The organism is Marinactinospora rubrisoli, assembly GCF_042664915.1.
Classification (GTDB): Bacteria; Actinomycetota; Actinomycetes; order Streptosporangiales; family Streptosporangiaceae; genus Marinitenerispora; species Marinitenerispora rubrisoli.
In genome coordinates this window covers 582,278-602,829 of record NZ_JBHTBH010000002.1, presented here as the reverse complement: position 1 = coordinate 602,829, position 20,552 = coordinate 582,278, and the positions used below count along the sequence as shown (strand labels likewise).

Below are 20,552 nucleotides of genomic sequence, written 5' to 3'. Positions count from 1 at the left end.
CCCCCCGACCGCCGAGAAGGAGTGAGCGTCCATGCACCCCCATCCCCGAACCTCGCACCCGGCCTGCCGGCTCTGCCGGCGGCTCGGTCCGTCGCGTGGCCCCGTGGCGCGGACCGCGCACGCCGGCCGGTCCGGTGCCCCGCGGCCCGTGGCGGCCGGTGCCCCGAGGCGGACGGCGTGAGCCGACCGGCCGAGGCCCGCGAACGGGCGCTGCGGCGGCTGGTGGAGCGCGCCGTCATCTCGGAGCGGCAGGCGGCGGCGGTGCGCGCCGAGCTCGCGGCGGCCGACGCCGAGCGGCCGCACGTCCGCTGGGCGGAGATCGCCGGGTACGTCGGCGGCGCGCTCGCCCTCACCGGCGCCGTCAGTCTGGTGGCCGCCGTCTGGGCCGACCTGGAGCGCGTGGCGTGGGCGGTGGTGCTCACCGTGCTCACGCTCGCGCTGGCCGGCGGCGGCGTCCTGACCGCGGGCGGCCCACGGGCCATGACCGGGCGCCGGCACCGGGTCCCGCCCGTGCGCCGCCGCCTCGCCGGAGTCCTGGCCGGCCTCGCGTCGGTGACCGCCGCCCTCGCCGTGCAGGTCGCCCTCGATACCGACCTTTCACCCCTCGCCGGAGCCGTCGGCCTGCTGGTGGCCGCCGCCGGTTACGCGGTGCTGCCCGCCGCCGTCCTGCTCGTCGCCTGTGCGGGAATGAGCGTGTGGACGATCGCGGCACTGCTGGATCTCACGGACTGGACCGCCACCACCGGCAACCTGCTCGTGCTCGGCCTCGGCCTGCTGTGGATCGCGGTGGCGCTCACGGGCGTTCTCACCCACCGCGCCCTCGCCCACGGGCTGGGCGCCGCCATCGCGCTGTACGGGGCGCAGATGACGTTCGGCGCCGGCGGCCACACCGCCTGGATCGCGCTGACGCTGGCCGTGGCCGTGCTGTTCCTCCTCCTCTACCAGCGGGAACGGGCGACCGTCCTCCTGGTGGCCGGGGTACTGGGCTGCGCGATCGCCGTCACGGAACTGGTGTGGGACTGGACGGAGGGCGCGATCGGCGCGTCGGGGACCCTGCTGCTGGCCGGTGTCGTGCTGCTCGTCGTCAGCGCGGTCGGCATCCGCCTGCACCGTGCCCACCGCTCCGGGGACTAAAGACCCGCACCTTCCCGGGACCGGGGGCGAGCCGTCCTGCCGGGCGGCTCATGCGGGTAGGACCAGGGGCGAACCCCGGACACCGACGACGGGAGGCCCGCATGCATCGCGACGAGATCGGCCGGCGTTTCACGCCCCGCCGGGCCGACCTGGACCGCGCCGGGCAGCACGACGAGGTCCGCACCGCGTGCCATCGGCTGGCGGAGCAGCTCGCCGACCTGCTGCCCGATGGCCGGGAGAAGGATCAGGCGATCACCCGGATCGAGGAGGCCATGTTCTGGGCGGACGCCGCCATCGAGCGGCGGGGCTGAACGGGCGGTGCCCCGGGGTGGGAGACCCGGGGCACCGCCGAGCGCACGGTCAGCGGGACCGGACGTCCAGCCACACCAGCCGGTGGTCGGAGCCAGGGAAGGGGTACTCCCCGGTCAGCCGGGACAGCGGGTCGGCGGAGGGCGGCCAGAACACGCCGCCGCCGGCCGTCCGCAGGCTCCGGGACGGCAGCACGTAGTCGACGCGCAGGTTGCCCGGCCCGGGCTCGTCGGCGAAGTCGGCCGTGTCCAGCGCCGGGTCGGTCACGTGCGCGGCGTTGGCCCCGCCCTGGTCCGCGGACGCCTCGACCGCGCCCTCGCTGGCCGGGGGCCGCGCGTCGTTCACCCGCGGGTGCTCCAGGAGCTGGCGGATGGCGCCGGGCTCGCCGTTGCCGTCGTTGGGGTCGGCGTTGAGGTCGCCGGCGATGACGAACCGCTCGCCCGCCGGCAGGCCACCCCGGTGGCCCTCGTCGTCGTAGATGTAGCCGCCGGCCCCCGGCCGCACGTAGTCGGCCCACAGCCGGATCTCGTCGTGGTTGCGCCGGACGTTGCGCCGCTCCGGCCCGTCGAAGCTCGGCGGGGTCGGGTGGCTGACCAGGAAGTGCACCGTGTCACGGCCGATCCGGATCGGCAGGTCCCAGTGGCTCTTGGACGACAGCGGCAGCACGGCCAGCTCGTCCTCGCCGTAGAACGGCTCGCCGGTCTCGGGGTCGGCCGGCAGCCGGGCGCCGGGCATGTCGGCCCAGCGGAAGTTCTGGAACGTCCGGATGGCGGACTCCTCGATCGGGAACCGCGAGTACACCACCATCCCGTACTGGCCCGGGAACTCGCCGAATCCGAGCGCGTCGTCGCCGTACCCCGGCCGGCCCGGCTCCGTGACGGCCCGGCCGTCGTTGTTCAGGTCGAAGCCGGACGCGACGCCGGTGTTGCTCGGCGCCGTGTAGCGGTACGGGTACTCGATCGGCTCGGCCCCGCCCTGGCCGACCGAGAGGTAGTTGCGCTGGAAGAGCGCGGCGCCGGTTCCGTCGGCGTCGTAGTCGAACTCGTTCACCAGCAGCACGTCGGGGCGGCTGCGCTGGATGATCTCGGCCACCGTGCGGGCCTGGGCGTTGTCGCCGGTGGACAGGTCCTCGACGAGCCGGCCCTCGGCGGCGCGGTTCAGCGACGCGTTGAACGTGGCGAACCGGACGGTGCCGCGCGGGCCGGAATCGTGGGAGCCGCGGCCGGTGTCGGCCACGGCCGGGGACGCGGTGAGCACGAGCGCTCCGGCCGCGAGCGCGGCGGAGAGCCGGCGGGCGGAGCGACGGGACGGTCTGGGCAACCGCATGCGGGGGTCCTTCCGGATCGGGGGGTGGGACGGGGGATGGGGGAGTTCTAGCCTGGCCGGGCGAAGTACTCCGGTCCATGGGATGACCCGGGGGTGAACCGGGGCGGCCCCCGGGGAACGGCGGCCGCGTGTCAGGCCGCGGTGCGCACACAGTGCTCGGCGACGGCCGCGCCGATCGGCAGGGCCGAGGTCGCGGCCGGTGACGGCGCGTTGAGCAGGTGCACCATACGGTCGGTCCGCTCGATCAGGAAGTCGTGCGCGAGGCCGCCGTCCCGCAGCACCGCCTGTGCGCGGATCCCGGCCTCCATCGGCAGCAGGTCCGCGAGGGTCAGGTCCGGGCAGTACGCGCGGCAGGCCCGCAGGTAGCCGCGCTTCCACAGCGAGTCGCGCACCTCGCGTGCTGCGGTGCCCAGGTGGGTGCGCGCCAGCCGCCACAGGCCGGGGAACGCCGCGTAGTCGAGCACGTCGCGTGGCCGCACCGAGAACTTGGGGTAGCCCTCGCGGGCGAGCCCGAGCACCGCGTTGGGGCCCACTGTGACTCCGCCGTCGATCGTGGGGCTGAGGTGCACCCCGAGGAACGGCAGCCGCGGGTCCGGCACCGGGTACACCAGGTGCCGGACGATCCCGCGGCGGTGTGCCGGCAGCCGGTAGTACTCGCCGCGGAACGGCACGATCCGCAGGCCGATCCGCAGCCCCGCCATGCGGGCCAGCCGGTCCGACTGCAGCCCGCCGCAGACCACCAGCCGCCGGCAGGACCACGAGCGCCCACCGGCCGTCACCCGCACCCCGGACGGCGACTCCGCGATGGCGGTCACCTCGGCGCCCAGCTCCACGCGGCCACCGCGCGCCCGGACCACCTCGCCCATCGCCCGCGCCACCCGCCGGTAGTCCACGATGCCGGTGGACGGAACGAGCAGCGCGCCCAGGCCGCGCACCATGGGCTCGCGCTCGCGCAGCTCGCCACCGTCCAGCCGCCGCACCGCCAGTCCGTTCCGCGCGGCGCGCTCACGCAGCGCGTCCAGCCGGTCGAGCTCGACCGGCGAGGTGGCGACCAGGAGCTTGCCGCACTCGTCGAAGGGGATCGCGTGCTCGGCGCAGAACTCCTTGGTCATCCGCGCGCCACGGCGGCAGTACTCGGCCTTCAGGCTGCCCGGCGGGTAGTAGATGCCCGAGTGGATCACGCCGCTGTTGTGCCCGGTCTGGTGCACGCCGAGCCGGTCCTCCTTCTCCAGCAGGACCAGGCTCGCCCCCGGACGGAGCTCCAGGAGCCGCATCGCCGTCGCCAGCCCGACGATCCCGCCCCCGACCACGCAGAAGTCCTCCACCCGCCCACCTCACGTTCCCGGCCGCCCAGAGGCATGCAAGCATCGGACGCCCCGATCGCGCAACGGCCGGTGCCGTGCCCCGGTGCCGCGGGGCAGGTCCGGCTCCGCCGTCCGGGGTGGCCGGGCGGGCGCGTGGGTAGGGAGCCCGGGGCACCCGGCGTGTGAGGAGAAGGGACGCAAGGTGAACATGGTGAACAGCGCGAGGTTCGACGTCGTCGTGATCGGCATGGGGCCCGGCGGCGAGGTGGCCGCCTCCCGGCTGCTCGCCGCCGGCCGGCGGGTCGCGGTGGTGGAGCGCGAGCTCATCGGCGGCGAGTGCGGCTACTGGGCGTGCATCCCGTCGAAGACGCTGCTGCGTCCGGTCGAGGCGCGCTCCGGCGCACGGGGAGCCGCCGGGCTGGGCTCGCCCGGCCTCGACTGGGCGGGCCTGCGCGGCTACCGCGACCAGATGATCCGCCATCTCGACGACACCCGGCAGGTGGACGAGTACCGGGAGAACGGCGCGACCGTGCTCCGGGGCGCCGCCCGGCTGGTCGGGCGTGACCCGTGGCGCGTCGAGGTGGCCGGTCAGCGGCTCACCGCCGAGCACGTCGTCATCGCCACGGGCTCGGCCGCCGTCCGTCCGCCGATCGAGGGCCTGGACGAGGTCGAGGTGTGGACCAACCGGGAGGCCACCACGCTCACCGAGATCCCGGAGCGCGCCGTGCTGGTCGGCGGCGGCGCCGTGGGGGTGGAACTGGCGTACTTCCTGGCCGGAATGGGCACGCGGGTGGTCCTCGCGCAGCGGGGTGACCGGCTGCTGACCCGGGAGGAGCCCCGGGTCGGCGAACTGGTGGCCGAGCGGCTGCGCCGCGACGGCGTCGACGTCCGCACCGGCACCCAGGTCCGCCGAGCCGCCCGCGCGGGCGGCGGCACGGTCGTGGAGTTCGACGACGGTACCCGCGAGGAGACCGACGTCGTGATCCTCGGCGCGGGCCGGCGCCCCCGCACCGACGGCCTCGGGCTCGCCGACGTCGGTGTCGAGGCCGGCGAGCGGGGGCTGGCCGTGGACGAGCGCTGCCGGGTCGCGGACGGGCTGTGGGCGGCCGGTGACGTCACCGGGGTGGCGCTGTTCACGCACGTCGCCAAGTACCAGGGGCGGCTGGTGGCCGACGGTATCCTCGGCCGCGAGCGCCGCGCCGACTACACCGGCGTGCCGCGCGTGGTCTTCGCCGAACCGGAGATCGCGGCCGTCGGGCTGACCGCCGCCCAGGCCGCCGCGGCCGGGATCGAGACGGTGGCGGCCGAGGTCGACCTGCCCACGAGCCTGGCCCGCCCGTGGACGTACGAGACCGAGCCGCGCGGCACGCTCGGCCTGCTCGCCGACCGCGACCGCCGCACCCTCGTGGGGGCGTGGGCGGTCGCGCCGCTGTCGGGGGAGTGGATCCACACGGCGGCGCTCGCCATCCGCGCCGGCCTGCCGGTGGACAGCCTCGATGACGGGATCGCCCAGTTCCCCACGTACAGCGAGGGTTACGCGCTGGCGGCGGAGCGGCTGGAGTTCTAGCCGGGGTCCGTGGCCGCCCGGCGGCGCAGCAGCCACATGGGCAGCCACAGCAGGGTCCCGACGGCGAGCAGTAGCCCGGCGATCGGGTAGACGGCGGGGTCGCGGCCCGAGATCGGGCTGGCCAGGAACGCGCACGCCACCGCGCCGATGACCGGAACGGCCGCCGGCACCCGGAAGTGCGGGCGGTCCACCCGGTCCCGGCGCAGCACCAGCACCGCGATGTTCACCACCGTGAACACGCACAGCAGCAGGAACGACGTCGTGCCGCCCAGGACGGCCAGGTCCACGGTCGCCACCAGCACCAGCGCGATCGCCGTGCTCACCAGCACCGCCACCCACGGGGTGCGCCGCCGCCGCAGGACCGCGCCGAGAACTCCCGGCAGCACCCGCTCGCCGGCCAGGCCGTACAGCAGCCGGCTGGCCATCAGCATGTTGAGCAGCGCCGTGTTGCTGACCGCGGCCATGGTGATCAGCGCGAACACGCTCACCGGGAAGGCCGGTGCCACCGCGGTCAGCACCTGGAGCAGCGGTGTGGTGCCCTGCGACAGCCGGTCCAGCGGCACCACCAGGGTGGCGATGGTGGAGACGACGACGTAGAGCGCGGCGGTGATGCCGATCCCCAGCAGCAGCACACGGGGGAAGGTGCGGTGCGGCTCGCGGACCTCCTCGGCCATGTTGACCGAGTCCTCGAAACCGACGAGCGCGAAGAACGCGAGCGCCGCGGCGGCGGTGACCCCGGTGAACGCGGCGCCGCCCCCGGGCGGGGCGAACGAGGTGAGCTGGCCGTAGTCGCCCATGCCCCGGGTGAGCGCCACGATCCCGGCCACGACGATGATGACGAGACCGGACAGCTCGACGCAGGTCAGCACCACGTTCAGCCGTACGCCCTCGGCCACGCCCCGGATGTTCACGGCCGCCACGAGCAGCAGCAGCCCCACCGCGACGGCGGTGATGAGCACGCCGTTGCCGTCGGCGTCCGCCCAGCCGAGGCCGGCCGCCCGGTCGAGGTTGCCGGCGAACGCCCGGGCGGCGCTCGCCGAGGAGGTCAGCCCCGAGCACATGACCGCGAAGGCGACGATGAACGTCAGGTAGTGCAGCCCGAACGCCTTGTGCGCGTAGAGGGCGGCTCCCGCCGCGCGCGGGTACTTGGTCACGAGTTCCAGATAGGCGCACGCGGTCAGGAACGCGACGGCGAAGGCCACGAGGAACGGCAGCCACACCGCTCCGCCCACCTCGGCGGCGACCTGCCCGGTCAGCGCGTAGATGCCGGTGCCCAGCATGTCGCCGATGACGAAGAGCAGCAGCAGGCCAGGGCCGATCGCCCGCTTGAGCCCGGGGCGCTCCGCCGGAGCGGCGGCGTCCTCGTGCGCGGTTCCCGTCATCACCGCACCCCCAGTCCCGGTCGTGACCACGGCCCGGGGTTCCGCTACGCCCGGGGCGTTTCGCGGTCGTTTCCAGAATGCCGCCGAACGAGGTCGCAACGGGTGACGGTCGCGTTACGGTTTCCGCTGGTCTCCCGGCGGAGCGCACCGGGCGCGCCGCCGGGGGCGCCCGGTGTCAGACGGTCACCGGGTGTTCGGGCTCCCGCCCCTGAAGGACGCGGACCACGTCGGCGGCGACCGTCGTGCCCATCGCCCGGTTCGCCTCGTGCGTGCAGGCGCCGATGTGCGGGGTCAGCACGGTCCGCGGCGCGCCCACCAGGGGGCCGTCCCCGGGCGGCTCGGTGGCGTAGACGTCCATGCCCGCCCCGCCGAGCCGGCCGGCGTGCAGCATCTCGGCGAGTGCCACCTCGTCGACGAGCCCGCCGCGGGCGGTGTTGACGAGGATCGCGTGCGGCTTCATGGTGGCCAGCCGCTCCCGGGACAGCACCGGCGGGGCGCCCGGCGTGGCCGGCATGTGCAGGGTGAGGACGTCGGCCGCGGCGACGCACTCGTCCAGGCCGGCCGGCACCGCGCCGGCCCGGGCGATGTCGGAGTCCGGCCAGAACGGGTCGTGGGCGAGGACCCGCATCCGGAACCCGGCCGCCCGCCGCGCCACCTGCTGCCCGATGCGGCCGTAGCCGAGGACGCCGAGCGTCTTGCCGGCGAGCTCCGGCCCGAAGAGCGGCCCCCAGCCGCCTCCGGTGACCGAGGCGTGCCCCGCGACCACCTGCCGGGCGCAGGCCAGGATGAGCGCGAACGCCAGGTCGGCGACCGCGTCGGTGTTGGTGGCCGGGGCGTTGACCACGCGGATCCCGCGGCGGGCCGCCGCGGCCACGTCGATGTTGTCCACCCCGACCCCGTGCTTGGCCACCACCTTCAGCCGGGGCGCGGCGGCCAGCACCTCGTCGGTGACCGGGTCGAGGCCGACGATCAGCGCCTCGGCATCAGCGGCGCTCTCGCGCAACTGCCGCTCGCTCAGCGGGTGGGGGGGCCCGGGCACGCGGACCACGCAGCCGGCGGTCTCCAGGACGGCGCGGGGATCGGGGGAGAAGCGCCCGAAACTGGGGGTGGTGACGAGAACGGTGGCCGGCACGGTGGCTCCTGACTGCTGGTCTGCTGGCGCTGGGGCGGGAAGGTCGGGCGGGGACCGGGGTCAGCCGACCCCGAAACCGAGGGTCTGGGCGATGGTGTACACGCCGAGCGCGCAGATCGCGACGCTGCTCACCGTCAGCGCCGTGGCCAGCCACGGCCCGCCGCGCAGCTCCGGCTCGATGTCGCGGCGGCGCAGGTACCAGACGGCCGCCACCACGGCGACGAGGAAGCACCCGCCCATGATCCCGCCGATCTGCACCATCAGGACCGGGGACTGCAGGAAGAGGAAGGACAGCCCCCAGACGGTGGGCAGCAGGACGGTCAGCACCCGGATGGAGCGCTGCCGGGCGCGCGGGTCCTGCCAGTCGAGCACGCCGAGCAGGCTGAGCATGTTGGTGTACAGCCGGGGGTTGCTGGCGGTGGAGGCCCACATGGTCGAGCCGAGCACGGCGATCGCGCCGATGAGGAACAGCACGCTGGCCCACTCGCCGAGCACGTCGGTGTACACCCGCGACAGCGTGACGATCATGTCGTTGCCCTCGGGGACCAGGCCCTGCGGGTGCAGGATCGCCGCGCCCATCACGTAGAACGACATCGTGCTGCAGGTGTAGACGATCCACGACATCATGGCGTCCTTCTGCATGACCTTGATCCAGCCCCGCGCGCGGTCCCGCCACTCCGGGGTGCCGTCGGCCGGCCCGGCCCAGCGGGCGTACCCCTTCTCCAGGCACCAGTAGGTGTAGGTGGTCATCTCGTCGGCGCCGACACCGGTGAGGCCGAACATCGCGACGGCCGCGCCGACCGCGCCCACCGGGATCGCCAGCGACAGGCCCGAGGCGACGTCCCCGGCGTCGTAGGCGAACGGGGTGAGCGGCAGCCCGAGGGCGATCACCACGATGCTGACCGTGAACGTGACGACCATGACGAAGCCGACGCGCTCGATCCGGCTGTAGCGGTTGGTGTACATGCAGGCGATGGTGACGGCGACCAGGAGGACGGTCCACACCGCGGTGGAGGTGAAGCTCAGCGGTTCCCCGACGATCGGCCACAGCAGGCTGCAGGCCGCCGCGACGCCGCCGACGATCCCGCCGAGCTGCAGGATCTTGGCGCACGCCATGATCATCCAGAGCACGTTGATCCAGCCGATCCGCCCGATCCGGGGCGGCACGGTGTTGTAGCCGGACAGCGCGGGCGTGCCGGTGAGGATCGTCCAGCGGGCCAGCTCCATCTGCACGACGACCTTGACCAGCGTGCTGAAGACGACCAGCCACAACAGCGCGAAGCCCACCTCGGCGCCGAGGGCGGTGGTGGCGATCAGCTCGCCGGATCCGACCACGGCCGCGCTCATCAGCATGCCCGGGCCGAGGTAGCGCAGGCTGCGCACCAGCCCGACGGGCGGATCCTGGATGTCGGCCCGGGTCACCCGGTACGGGTCATCGGCGGTGGACACGGGGGTCTGTGCGGTCATAGGGGCTCCTGGACGAGGGGAGGAGGGACGGCGGGTGTGGGCCGGCGTCCGTCGGCGGCCCGTGCGGCGCGCGGCCGGCGGGGGCGCGGGATACGCGGCGCGGCCGGGCGGCGGCGGTGGGAGAGCGGGCGGTCGCCCGCGAAGCACCGGCGCGGGTGGCGCGCGGCGGAACGGCGAGGTGGACCGGGCGCGCCGGGCCCGGAAGGGGTGGACCGGGCCCGGCGGCCGGGGAACGGGCCGGGACGGCGGCCCGGCCCCGGTGGATCAGGAGTCGGCGGGGCGGACCTGCGCGAGATGCGCGGCGGCGCTCTGTTCCAGGTGCGTGAGATCGGAGGCGATGGTGGCGAACGTGAAGCCGGTCTCGAACCGCCGCACGGCGGTCGCTCCATCGGGGCTGTGCGCGCCCGCCGCGATGCCGGCCGCCGCGGCGGCGTCGGCGACCCGCTTCATGGCGTCCTGCAGGGCGTCGGAGACGTCGGGATCGCCCGGCCACCGCGCGCCCAGGGCGAGGGCGAGGTCGGAGGGGCCGACGTAGACGGCGTCCAGGCCGGGGGTCGCGCAGATCTCCTCCACCGCGTCGAGAGCGGCGGCGGTCTCGATCATGACGATGCAGGCCACGGCGTCGTCGGCCTCCGCGGGCACCGGCCCGACCCGCAGCGCCGAGCGCATGGGGCCGTAGCTGCGGATGCCGTGCGGCGGGTACCGGGTGGCGCGCACCATCGCCGCCGCCTCCTCGGCGGAGTCCACGAGCGGGACGATCACCGCCCGTGCGCCGGCGTCCAGCGCCCGGCCGACCCAGGCGGGGTCCTTGGCCGGCACCCGGACGACACCGGCCGCCCGGCCGCGCGCGTCGACCGCGGTGAGCGCGGAGAGCGTCCCCGCGTAGTCGAGCAGCCCGTGCTGCACGTCGATCCCCACGTAGTCGTAGCCGAGACCCGCGATGCGTTCGGTGCCCACCGGGTTGTCGCAGACCACCCAGTAGCCGACCAGCCGTTCCCGCCGCCGCAGGCGGGCGGTGAAGTCCTCCGCTGTCGTGGCGCCCATGCTCACTCGTCCCTTTCTCTTCCGGCTCCGCAGCCGCTCGGGCTGAGATTTCCCGCTCCACGGCCGCCCGGGCCGGGAGGTGTCGCGCCGCCGCGTCGTCCGGCCGGTCCGGGGGAGCGGGGCCACCCGCCCGTGGGACCGGCGTCGCGCGGAATCAACGGTTGTACGCGGGCGCGACGCCGCGCAGCCGTCCCCAGACACCGTCGCAGGCGGCGCGCACCTCGTCGGAGAGGGGCCCGCCCCCGGCGGCCTCGATGTTGGACGCCAGGTGCTCGACCCGGGAGGAGCCGAGCAGGACCGCGCCCACGTCGGGGTTGCCGAGCAGCCACCGGAAGGCGAGGCCCGGCAGGGACAGCCCGGCGTCGGCGGCGATCTCGCCCAGTTCCGTCACGGCCGCGAAGAGCTCGCGGTTCCAGTAGCGCTGCCGGTACATCTCGCCGAGCCCGGACTCGGTGCCGAACCTGCCCTGCGCCGGGGTCTCCTCGAAGACGTGCTTGCCGGTGAGCATGCCGCCGCCCAGCGGGTTGTACACGATGTCGGTGATCCCGGCGCCGCGGGTGAACTCCTGGTACTCGTCCTCGATGCGCCGGCTCAGCAGGTTGTAGAGCGGCTGGGACACCACCGGGGCGGGCAGGCCGGCGCCGGCGGCGATGTGCCGGAGTTCGGCGATCTGCCAGGCCGCGTAGTTGGAGACGCCCACGTACCTGATCTTGCCCGCGTCGGCCCGCCGGCCGAGTTCGGCGAGCGTCTCGGCCATCGGGGTGGCGCGGTCGGGCTGGTGCAGGTAGTAGACGTCGACGTGGTCGCGGCGCAGTCGGCGCAGACTGGCGTCCAGGCAGCGGCGGATCGCCTCGGGAGAGAGCGGTGGCAGACCTCCGGCGTCGGGGTTGGGCATCCCGACCTTGGTGGCGACCAGGAAGCGGTGGCCGGGCCGCGCCGCGAGCAGGTCGCCGATCATGCTCTCCGACGCGCCCCCGGCGTAGCCGTTGGCGGTGTCCAGCATGGTCACGCCGGAGTCGGCGGCGATGTCGAGCATCCGCGCCGCGTCGTCATGGCCCACCTGGGCCCCGAACGTCATGGTGCCGAGCACCAGGCGCGAAACGCGCAGATCGGTGCCCGGAACGTCCACGTGGCCGATGCCGGGATCGGTGGCGGTCATGAGATCGGACTCCTTGTCATCGCGGTGCGCTGGGTGCTCGCAGGTCCCGAGGCGACCCGGAAATGTGCTCGTAACGCGCATCACACTGCCACTCTTGCGTGAAACGCGCAAGGTGGATAGCGTGCTTTTCGTTCGATCCGTTCGCGGAACCACCCGGGGAATCAGGAGTCCGATGCCGGCTGAGCACACCGACCTGCTGCTGGTGGCGGACGACCTCACCGGCGCTCTCGACGCGTCGGTCCCCTTCCGGACGCACGGCATGGCGGTGACCGTCCACCTCGACGGCGGGCCGCCGCCCGGCGGCCCGGGGGCGGGGGCCGCCGTCACCGTGCTCGACACCGACACCCGGCACGGTGACGCCGAAGCGGCGGACGCCGCCGTGCGTGCCGCGCTGCGCGGCACCGGACCGGCCACCACCGTGGTCAAGAAGGTCGACTCCACCCTGCGCGGCCAGGTGCGCGCCGAACTCGCCGCACTGCTGGCCGAACGGCCCGGCCCCCTCGTGCTCGCACCCGCCTTCCCGCGCGCCGGCCGCACCACCCGCGACGGCGTCCAGCACGTCCACGGCCGTCCCCTGCACACCACCGACGCCTGGGCCAACGAACCCGCCCCGCCGCCGGAGAACATCCCCGCGCTGCTCGCCCCGCTGCCCACCGAACGTGTCACGCTCGCCGCCGTGCGCGCCGACCCCGGCCGGTTGCGGGCGACACTGCTCCGCGACCCCGGCCGCCCGCGCGTCCTGATCTGCGACGCCGAGACCCAGGACGATCTCGACCGGCTCGCCGCCGCCGGACAGGGCGTGACGCTGTGGGCCGGCGCGGCCGGACTCGCCGCCGCGCTCGCCCGGCGGCTCAGCGCCGCGGCCCCGCCCGGCGATGGCGCGGGCGGTGCTGATCCGTTCCGCCACGGAGGCGGTGCTGATCCGTTCCGCCACGGGGGTGCTCTCCCACCGGGCCGCGCGCTGGCCGTCGTGGGCAGCGCCAGCCCGGTGGCCCGCGGTCAGGCCGACTCCCTGGCCGCCGCCGGGTTCGCCACCATCACGCTCGACCCGCACGACCTGCTGGCCGCGGACGCCGCCGCCCTTCGGGCCGTCGCCGCGAAGGTGGCCGGCGTGGCGGCCGACGGCGACACCGTCGTCCGCCTCGATTCCGGCCGCCAGGTCGGCCCGCACCTGGCCCGGCGGCTGTGCCGCCGGCTCGCCGACGCCGTCCGCACCGCGCTGGCCGGCGCCGGCCTGGTGCTCGTCACCGGTGGCGAGACCGCCCGCGCGGCACTGCCGGCCGCGGGCGTCACCGGCCTGGAGGTCCTCGCCGAACTCGAACCCGGGACGGTCCTCAGTGCGGCGCGCGCCGGCCGGCGCGCGCCCGACGGCGCGGCGCCGCGCCACATCATCACCAAGGCAGGCGGCTTCGGCGACGCGGACTCCCTCACGCGCGCCGTGCGGCTCTGCCGGGACGGAAGGACACTCCTTTGAGCACTCCCATCATCGCCGTCACCATGGGCGACGGCGCCGGCATCGGCGCGGAGATCACCGCCAAGGCACTCGCCGGCCCCGACGTGCTGTCCTGGTGCCGCCCCATCGTCGTCGGCGACGCCGCCCGGATCGCCGAGGCCGCCCGGATCTGCGGTGTCGGCGTCGAGGTCGTGCCGGTCGCCGCCCCGGCCGAGGCCGAGTTCCGCCCCGGGCGGATCAACGTGATCGACCTCGATCTGCTGCCCGCGGACCTGCTGTTCGGGCGGCTCTCCCCGGTCGCGGGCGAGGCCGCCTACCAGTACGTGCGGCGCGCCTGCGAGCTTGCGGTGGCCGGCGAGGTGCAGGCCATCTGCACCGCGCCGCTGAACAAGGAGGCGCTGCACGCGGCCGGCCGCCGCTACCCCGGCCACACCGAACTGCTGGCCGCCCTCACGGGCACGCCCGAGGTGTCGATGATGCTGTCCACCGCCAAGGTGCGCGTCATCCACGTCACCACGCACATCGGCCTGATCGACGCCATCGAGCTCATCGACCCCGGCCTGGTGGCCCGCACGGTCCGCCGCGGCCACCGCACCCTGCTCGACGCCGGGATCGCCGAACCCCGGATCGCCGTGTGCGGCATCAACCCGCACGCCGGTGAGAACGGCCTGTTCGGCCGCGGCGAGGAAGCGGAGAAGATCGAACCCGCCATCGCCGAGTGCCGCGCCGAGGGCATCGACGCGCAGGGGCCGCTGCCGGCGGACACGGTGTTCTTCCGCGCCGGGCGGGGCGACTTCGACCTCGTGGTCGCCATGTACCACGACCAGGGCCACGGCCCGGTGAAGATCCTCGGCCTGGAGGCCGGCGTCAACATCACGGTCGGTCTGCCGGTCATCCGCACCTCCGTGGATCACGGCACCGCGTTCGACATCGCCGGCACGGGCAAGGCCGACCACCGCAGCCTGATCGAGGCACTGCGTCAGGCCGCCGCGCTGGCGCCCAGCCCCACCGAATAGGAGCGGTCCGTTCCGTCCCTTTCCGGGGCATGCGGGATGCCCCAGCCGGTAGGCTGGCCCGAACGTGGCCCGGGGAGGTGGCGGTGCGGGAGACGGAACGCGAACATCGGCGTCGGCTGGTGATCGCCGTCGTCCTCCTCCTGCTGGTTCCGGTGGCGATCCTCGGCCGTAACCACGTGACGGGTGCCGCTCTGACGGCGCAGCGCAGCGACGTTCACCTCGCCGTCCACGGGGGCGATCGTACGCAGACCCTCCAGGTGCCGACGGCCTTCAAACCCGGGTCCTACGTCGTGCTCACCGGACTGACGTGGCTCCGCTGGGGGCGAACGGAGGCGTGGGCCGTCGGCCGGATGAGCATGGACGGCGTCACCGGCTTCGACGTTCCCGGCCGGATCGGCGCCCTGGCGTTCCTACGGTTCTCCTGCCCCGTCGAGCTGCCGGAGGAGTACTGGCCCGAGCTGCGCGGGAACCTCTACTTCAACCACCTCGACATCCACTGGCTCACCCCGCCGCCGCCCCTGGACACCTGGGAACGGGAGGGGACCAAGACGTTCCTCGACGACGTGGAGTGCGTCAGGTGAAGTGCGCGCACCGGCCGACCGCCGGGCGCGCGGTGGGCCGCGGCCCCCGGCGGCGCGTGAGCGCCCCGCGCCGCGAAGCGGCGTTCTCCTTCTCGCGGTGAGCGACCGGACGGTGGGTCGGGCGGAGCCTCCGTGGCGAGTGAACGGAGGGACAGCGCCTCCGTGGCGAGTGAACGGAGGGACAGCGCCTCCGTGGCGAGTGAACGGAGGGGCGGAGCCTCCGTGGCGAGTGCGCGGGAGAACGCCGTCACTCTGTGTCATGGCCGCCGCATGGCGAATGCTCGCCCGGTTTCGGTCGTAATGGTCGCTATTGAAGTTAAATGCACCTTGGCAATGCATTGCGGACCTGCGGTAACGCGGATGTATCGTGCGATGCGCGTCACAGCGTAGATCACGTCGCATTTCCCTCTGTGTACACGGCGCGTACCCGCGCGCCCACTGGGCGGCGGCTGTGCGCGGTAGGAGGCCGGTTCCACGATGCTCGTCGCCCTGGGGTTCCTCATGATCGGAACCTTCATGTTCCTGATCATGACGAAGAAGCTGACACCCGTCGCGGCCCTCATCATCGTCCCCACGATCTTCGGGCTCATCGCCGGCGCCGGGCTCGGCCTCGGGGACATGGTGATGGAGGCGATCACCGACCTCGCGCCCACCGCCGCGCTGCTGATGTTCGCCATCATCTACTTCGGCATCATGATCGACGTCGGGCTGTTCGATCCCCTCATCCGGTTCGTGCTGAGGGTGTTCGGCGACGACCCGGCCAAGGTGGTGGTCGGCACCGCGGTCCTGGCCGGAGCGGTCTCCCTGGACGGCGACGGCTCGACGACGTTCATCGTCACCACCTCGGCGCTGCTGCCCGTGTACCTGCGCATGGGGCTGTGCCCGGTCGTGCTCACCTGCGTGGCCGGTCTCGCCAACGGCGTGCTGAACATCGTGCCCTGGGGCGGCCCCACGGCACGGGCCGCCAGCGCCCTCGGCCTGCAGCCGACCGACATCTTCGTCCCGATGCTGCCGTCGATGTTCGCCGGACTGGCGATCGTGCTCGTCTTCGCCTGGCTGCTCGGCGTCGGCGAGCGCCGGCGGCTGCGCGCCGCGGGTGCGGCACTGGCCGTCCCCGCGACCTTGGCCGCCGCAGGCGGAGGCGCCGGTACGGCCGCGGCCACCGGCGGCGCGCCGGCGTCCGGCGGGCCGGACGAGGGCACCGGCATGGCCGACACCGCGCTCGACCCCGACCGCCCGACCCTGCGCCCGCGGCTCATCTGGTTCAACCTGGCGCTGACCGTGGCCATCATGGTGCTGCTCGTCCTCGAACCGATGCCGATCCCCACACTGTTCATGATCGGCTGCGCGATCGCGCTGGTCGTCAACTTCCGGCACGTCTCCGACCAGCTCAAGGAACTCGGCGCGCACGGCTCCAGCGTCGTCTCGGTCGTGGCGATGGTGATGGCCGCCGGGGTGCTGACCGGCGTCCTCAACGGCACCGGCATGGTGGACGCGATGTCGCAGTGGCTGGTCGGCGTGATCCCCGACTCGATGGGCCCCTACCTCGCCGTCATCACCGGGCTGATCAGCCTCCCCGGCACCTTCTTCATGAGCAACGACGCCTTCTACTTCGGGATCCTTCCGGTGCTCACCGAGACGGCCGCCAGCTACGGCATCGCCCCGGTCGAGATGGCGCGCGCCGCCATCGTCGGCCAGCCCGTGCACATGCAGAGCCCGCTCGTCCCGGCCATCCTGCTGCTGGTCTCGCTGGCAAAGGTCGACCTGGGCGACCACCACAAGAAGGTGCTCTGGCGTGCCGCGATCGTCTCCCTCGTCATGCTCGCGGTGGGCGTGCTCACCACGGTGATCCCGCTGGGCTGAGTCCACACACCGAACGAGAGGAAGCGCTCGACCATGGAACAGCCGCCGACCACGCCGGGCGTCATCGTCCTGGCCCACCTCGACGGAGCGGAGGGCCGCTCCGCCCTGGAGCAGACCATCGCCGAGGCCCGGCGCCGCCCGGCACGGGTGGTCGTGGTGAGCTACCGCGCCGACACCCCGGCGTCGCCCGCCTACGCCAGCCCGAGCACGCTGGACGCCGTGAGCCGGCGCCTGAGCGAGGCCGGCGTCGAGTACGAGATCGTCCGCGCGGAGCCCGACCCGGCCGACCAGTTGCTGGGTCTCGCCGAGACCACCCGGGCCGAACTGCTCGTGCTGACGATCCGCCGCCGCTCCCCGGTGCTGAAGTTCTTCATCGGCAGCATCGCCCAGCGCGTCATCCTGGAGGCGCCCTGCCCGGTGCTCGCGGTGAAGTGACGCCGTCAGCGCACGTTGGGCGGCCTCCGGCCGCCCGTGCGACGCTGATCGCGTTGCTAAGCTCGGAGCGGGTGAACCGGTTCAGCGCCGGTGACCGGTGGAGGGGCAGGGGGTGGGAGACGTGCGGCGTCCGACGATCGCGGACATCGCCCGGACCGCCGGGGTCTCCAAGGGGGCCGTCTCCTACGCGCTGAACGGCCGTCCCGGTGTCTCGGCGGCGACGCGGGAGCGCATCCTCGCCATCGCCGAGGAACTGGGGTGGGCGCCGAGCAGCGCCGCCCGCGCGCTGTCCGACGGGCGGGCCGGGGCCATCGGGCTGATCGTGGGGCGGCCGGCCGACGTGCTCGGCGTGGAGCCGTACTTCATGCGGCTGGTCTCCGGGATCCAGCGCGAACTCGCCGGCGGGCCGACGGCGCTGGCGCTGCAGGTGGCGCCGGATCTGGCCGACGAGATGGCGATGTACCGGCGGTGGGCCGCCGAACGCCGGGTGGACGGGGTGCTCCTGCTCGACCTGCGCGTCGCCGATCCCCGGGTCGAACTGCTCGCCGGGCTGCGGCTGCCGGCCGTGGTGGTCGGCGGCCGGGCCGGGGCCGGTCACCTGCCGTGCGCGTGGTCCGACGACGCCGCGGCCGTGGGCGAGGCGGTGCGGTACCTCGCGGCCCTCGGCCATCGCCGGGTCGCCCGCGTCGCGGGCCCGGCCGACCTCGCGCACACCGCCGCCCGCTCGGCGGCCTTCGAGGCGACCGCCCGCGAGCTCGGGCTGGACGGGGGCGAGACCGTGCACGCCGACTACACCGGGGAGGACGGCGCCCGGCTGACCCGCCGGCTGCTCGCCGCGGTGCCGCGCCCCACCGCGGTGATATACGACAACGACCTGATGGCGGTGGCCGGACTCGGTGTCGCCCAGGAGATGGGCGTCGCGGTGCCCGAGGAACTGTCGGTGGTGGGCTGGGACGATTCCGCGCTGTGCCGCCTGGTGCGTCCCGCGCTCACCGCCGTGAGCCGCGACGTGGTCGAACACGGGTCCCGCGCGGCGCGCATGCTGCTGGCCGCCGTGGACGGGGAGACCGTGCCGGACTGGTGCACCCCCGCGGCGACGTTGCGCCCTCGGGGCAGCACGGGGCCGCTGCGCCGGGGATAGCGGTCCCACCGGACCTTCGGCCGGCCTGCGGCGTCCGGGTCACGGAGCGGTAACGGCAGTGAATGTGACCGTTGACGCTGCTCTGTGTGACGTGTTTCACTGAGGTCACTTATCCGGTTCAGTGAACCGCCGCCGCCCCACTACGCGACCGGTGGGCGTTCCCGCCTCCGGTACCCCGTCGTCCTCCGTCGTTCTTTCCCCACTCCGCAGCCGCTCGGGCTGGCCCGCTCCGCAGCGGCTCGGACGGTTCTTCCCGCTCCGCAGCCGCTCGGGCCGGCCCCGCTCCACAGCCGCCCGGCGGGCACCACTCCGCAGCCGCTCGGACTCTCCCCTCCGCAGCGCCGCTGCCCCCTGCGCGCTCAGCGGCCGGACCGAGCTATGGGAGCGCTCCCCGGCCGCTGGGCGTCCCACGCGACGCCCGGCCGACACACCCGCCCACCCACTGCCACGGGCCGTTTCCCGTGACGTGACGGGAAGGAGACCCCCGATGCGAACCCGGCTACGGCTCGCCGCCGGGCTGCTGGCGGTCGCGACGGCCGCCACCGCCTGCAGCGGCGCGGACTCCGGCGACGCCGCCGGCTACCCGCGCGAGCAGACCCTCTACACCACCGGCGCCCAGTGGGGGCCGCCCGCCAACTGGAACCCCATCATGACCTGGGAATACGTCACCGGGACCGTCGGGCTCGCCTACGAGACCCTGTTCCTGTACGACGCCCAGGAGCGCGAGTACATCCCCTGGCTCGCCGAGGGCGGCGAGTGGGTCTCCGACGACGTCTACGAACTGAACCTGCGCCAGGGCGTCACCTGGTCCGACGGCGAACCGTTCACCTCCGAGGACGTCGTGTTCACCGTGGAGCTCGGCCGGCTGGAGTCCGTCCCCTACCACCCGCTGTGGGACTGGCTGGAGGAGGCCGAGGCCGTCGACGAGCACACGGTCCGGTTCACCTTCTCCGATCCCAAGTACCAGCAGTGGGCCAACTGGCTGTACTTCAACGCGATCGTCCCCGAGCACCTGTGGGCCGAGCGCAGCGAGGAGGAGGTGGGCGCCGGCGCCAACGAGAACCCGGTCGGCACCGGCCCCTACGTGTACGAGACCCACGACCAGGACCGCATGGTCTGGGCCAGGAACGACGACTGGTGGGCGACCGAGGCGCTCGACGTCGAGGTCGCCCCGGAGTACATCGTCGACATCGTCAACACCAGCAACGAGGCCACCCTCAGCCAGGTCCAGCAGGGCAACATCGATCTCTCCAACAACTTCCTGCCCGGCATCGCCCAACTCGTGGAGAGCGGCGGGCAGATCCAGACCTACTACTCCGAGCCCCCGTACATGCTCCCCGCCAACACCGCCTGGCTGGTGCCCAACACCACCCGGGAGCCCCTGGACGACCCGGAGTTCCGCCGGGCGATCGCCTCAAGCATCGACATGGAGCGCATCGTCACCGGCGTCTACGGCGAACTCGTCGAGCCCGCCGATCCCACCGGCCTGCTCCCCGTGTGGGACGAGTACATCGACACCGACGTCGTCGCCGAACTCGGTTTCGAGTACGACCCCGCCCACGCCCGCGAACTCCTCGCCGGGGCCGGCTACACCGACTCCGACGGGGACGGCTTCGTCGAGACCCCCGACGGCGACCCCGTCGACCTCGCCCTCATCGTGCCCAGCGGCTGGACCGACTGGATGGAGGCCGCCCGCGTCATCAGCGAGGGCGCGCAGGAGGCCGGTATCAACCTGGTCGCGGAGTTCCCCGACCAGAACGCGCTCGTGGACCAGCGCGCCAGCGGCGACTTCGACCTGCTGATCAACAACGAACGCCAGGTCAGCAACACCCCGTGGACCTACTACGAGTACATCTTCCGGCTCCCCGTCCTGGACGCCCAGAGCACCGTGAACTTCGGGCGGTACGAGAACGAGGAGGCGTGGGAGCTGGTGAACGAGCTCGACCGCACCCCCGTCGAGGACATCGACCGGATGCGGGAGATCACCTCCCGGCTCCAGGAGATCCAGTTGGGCGAGCTGCCGATCATCCCGCTCTGGTACAACGGCCTGTGGTCCCAGACCAGCGGGTCCACCTGGACGAACTGGCCGGCGGACGGCGGCAGCCACTACCCGGCCTCCCTGTGGCGCGGGTACCCCCAGCTCGGCGGCGTGCTCATGCTCACCGAACTGCGGCCGGCCTCCGGGTGAGGCGCCGTGCCGCCGGCCGGTGGACACCCGCCACCGGCCGGCGGCACGGCC

General features: G+C 73.9%; 17 protein-coding genes. 10 read left to right on the top strand and 7 right to left on the bottom strand.

Going from position 1 to position 20,552, the window contains the following annotated elements; all coding sequences use genetic code 11:
- Nucleotides 1–177: 177 nt before the first annotated feature.
- Both ACFQRF_RS06765 and ACFQRF_RS06760 read left to right on the top strand, forming a co-directional pair.
- The gene (locus tag ACFQRF_RS06765; protein ID WP_379869738.1) at nt 178–1,134 is read left to right on the top strand and encodes a DUF2157 domain-containing protein; all 957 of its coding nucleotides are present in this window, start codon (nt 178–180) and stop codon (nt 1,132–1,134) included.
- A 101-nt stretch (nt 1,135–1,235) separates the two neighbouring features.
- Nucleotides 1,236–1,445 (top strand): Acb2/Tad1 domain-containing protein, encoded by a 210-nt coding sequence (locus ACFQRF_RS06760; RefSeq protein WP_379869736.1) that lies wholly within the window; start codon nt 1,236–1,238, stop codon nt 1,443–1,445.
- A gap of 49 nt (nt 1,446–1,494) precedes the next feature.
- On the opposite strand, the gene ACFQRF_RS06755 is transcribed toward ACFQRF_RS06760, so the two are convergent.
- Nucleotides 1,495–2,769, bottom strand: coding sequence for an endonuclease/exonuclease/phosphatase family protein (locus ACFQRF_RS06755; RefSeq protein WP_379869734.1), 1,275 nt, complete (start codon nt 2,767–2,769; stop codon nt 1,495–1,497).
- A 131-nt stretch (nt 2,770–2,900) separates the two neighbouring features.
- On the bottom strand, nt 2,901–4,094 hold the full coding sequence (lhgO, locus tag ACFQRF_RS06750) for an L-2-hydroxyglutarate oxidase (protein WP_379869732.1): 1,194 nt from the start codon (nt 4,092–4,094) through the stop codon (nt 2,901–2,903).
- Nucleotides 4,095–4,281: 187 nt separating this feature from the next.
- Between lhgO and ACFQRF_RS06745 the strand changes: the two genes are divergently transcribed.
- A complete protein-coding gene (locus ACFQRF_RS06745; protein ID WP_379869731.1) occupies nt 4,282–5,640 on the top strand; it encodes a dihydrolipoyl dehydrogenase family protein in 1,359 nt (452 codons plus the stop codon).
- Here ACFQRF_RS06745 and ACFQRF_RS06740 read toward each other — a convergent pair.
- The 5 genes from ACFQRF_RS06740 to ACFQRF_RS06720 form a co-directional block, all read right to left on the bottom strand.
- The gene (locus tag ACFQRF_RS06740) at nt 5,637–7,022 is read right to left on the bottom strand and encodes an APC family permease (protein ID WP_379869729.1); all 1,386 of its coding nucleotides are present in this window, start codon (nt 7,020–7,022) and stop codon (nt 5,637–5,639) included. The two genes, ACFQRF_RS06745 and ACFQRF_RS06740, sit on opposite strands and share 4 nt — an antisense overlap.
- Nucleotides 7,023–7,197: 175 nt before the next feature.
- Nucleotides 7,198–8,154 carry a phosphoglycerate dehydrogenase gene (locus tag ACFQRF_RS06735; protein WP_379869727.1) on the bottom strand — a complete coding sequence of 319 codons (957 nt, stop codon included), beginning with the start codon at nt 8,152–8,154 and terminating at the stop codon, nt 7,198–7,200.
- 60 nt (nt 8,155–8,214) lie between these two features.
- Entirely contained in the window at nt 8,215–9,621 is a 1,407-nt protein-coding gene (locus tag ACFQRF_RS06730) for an Nramp family divalent metal transporter (protein WP_379869725.1), read from the bottom strand.
- Between the two features lie 264 nt (nt 9,622–9,885).
- Entirely contained in the window at nt 9,886–10,665 is a 780-nt protein-coding gene (locus tag ACFQRF_RS06725) for an HpcH/HpaI aldolase family protein (protein WP_379869723.1), read from the bottom strand.
- 154 nt (nt 10,666–10,819) lie between these two features.
- Complete coding sequence (locus ACFQRF_RS06720; RefSeq protein ID WP_379869722.1) at nt 10,820–11,824, bottom strand: aldo/keto reductase; 1,005 nt, start codon at nt 11,822–11,824, stop codon at nt 10,820–10,822.
- A 172-nt stretch (nt 11,825–11,996) separates the two neighbouring features.
- Between ACFQRF_RS06720 and ACFQRF_RS06715 the strand changes: the two genes are divergently transcribed.
- The 7 genes from ACFQRF_RS06715 to ACFQRF_RS06685 all read left to right on the top strand — a co-directional run bounded on the left by ACFQRF_RS06715 (nt 11,997) and on the right by ACFQRF_RS06685 (nt 20,501).
- Complete coding sequence (locus ACFQRF_RS06715) at nt 11,997–13,298, top strand: four-carbon acid sugar kinase family protein (protein WP_379869720.1); 1,302 nt, start codon at nt 11,997–11,999, stop codon at nt 13,296–13,298.
- The gene (gene pdxA / locus ACFQRF_RS06710; protein WP_379869718.1) at nt 13,295–14,293 is read left to right on the top strand and encodes a 4-hydroxythreonine-4-phosphate dehydrogenase PdxA; all 999 of its coding nucleotides are present in this window, start codon (nt 13,295–13,297) and stop codon (nt 14,291–14,293) included. The genes ACFQRF_RS06715 and pdxA overlap by 4 nt, the downstream gene beginning before the upstream one ends.
- 83 nt (nt 14,294–14,376) lie before the next feature.
- Nucleotides 14,377–14,874 carry a hypothetical protein gene (locus ACFQRF_RS06705; protein ID WP_379869717.1) on the top strand — a complete coding sequence of 166 codons (498 nt, stop codon included), beginning with the start codon at nt 14,377–14,379 and terminating at the stop codon, nt 14,872–14,874.
- Between the two features lie 477 nt (nt 14,875–15,351).
- Nucleotides 15,352–16,737, top strand: a complete 1,386-nt coding sequence (locus ACFQRF_RS06700) for a CitMHS family transporter (protein ID WP_379869715.1) — start codon at nt 15,352–15,354, stop codon at nt 16,735–16,737.
- A 33-nt stretch (nt 16,738–16,770) separates the two neighbouring features.
- Nucleotides 16,771–17,172 carry a universal stress protein gene (locus ACFQRF_RS06695; protein ID WP_379869714.1) on the top strand — a complete coding sequence of 134 codons (402 nt, stop codon included), beginning with the start codon at nt 16,771–16,773 and terminating at the stop codon, nt 17,170–17,172.
- A gap of 121 nt (nt 17,173–17,293) precedes the next feature.
- Nucleotides 17,294–18,313, top strand: a complete 1,020-nt coding sequence (locus tag ACFQRF_RS06690) for a LacI family DNA-binding transcriptional regulator (RefSeq protein ID WP_379869712.1) — start codon at nt 17,294–17,296, stop codon at nt 18,311–18,313.
- A gap of 487 nt (nt 18,314–18,800) precedes the next feature.
- A complete protein-coding gene (locus ACFQRF_RS06685; protein ID WP_379869710.1) occupies nt 18,801–20,501 on the top strand; it encodes an ABC transporter substrate-binding protein in 1,701 nt (566 codons plus the stop codon).
- Nucleotides 20,502–20,552: the final 51 nt, after the last annotated feature.

Coding starts and splice junctions, on each gene's coding strand:
- ACFQRF_RS06695 (WP_379869714.1), top strand. CDS start 16,771: ATGGAACAGCCGCCGACCACGCCGGGCGTCATCGTCCTGGCCCACCTC.
- ACFQRF_RS06730 (WP_379869725.1), bottom strand. CDS start 9,621: ATGACCGCACAGACCCCCGTGTCCACCGCCGATGACCCGTACCGGGTG.
- ACFQRF_RS06700 (WP_379869715.1), top strand. CDS start 15,352: ATGCTCGTCGCCCTGGGGTTCCTCATGATCGGAACCTTCATGTTCCTG.
- ACFQRF_RS06745 (WP_379869731.1), top strand. CDS start 4,282: ATGGTGAACAGCGCGAGGTTCGACGTCGTCGTGATCGGCATGGGGCCC.
- ACFQRF_RS06725 (WP_379869723.1), bottom strand. CDS start 10,665: ATGGGCGCCACGACAGCGGAGGACTTCACCGCCCGCCTGCGGCGGCGG.
- ACFQRF_RS06720 (WP_379869722.1), bottom strand. CDS start 11,824: ATGACCGCCACCGATCCCGGCATCGGCCACGTGGACGTTCCGGGCACC.
- ACFQRF_RS06715 (WP_379869720.1), top strand. CDS start 11,997: ATGCCGGCTGAGCACACCGACCTGCTGCTGGTGGCGGACGACCTCACC.
- ACFQRF_RS06755 (WP_379869734.1), bottom strand. CDS start 2,769: ATGCGGTTGCCCAGACCGTCCCGTCGCTCCGCCCGCCGGCTCTCCGCC.
- ACFQRF_RS06760 (WP_379869736.1), top strand. CDS start 1,236: ATGCATCGCGACGAGATCGGCCGGCGTTTCACGCCCCGCCGGGCCGAC.
- ACFQRF_RS06740 (WP_379869729.1), bottom strand. CDS start 7,022: ATGACGGGAACCGCGCACGAGGACGCCGCCGCTCCGGCGGAGCGCCCC.
- ACFQRF_RS06685 (WP_379869710.1), top strand. CDS start 18,801: ATGCGAACCCGGCTACGGCTCGCCGCCGGGCTGCTGGCGGTCGCGACG.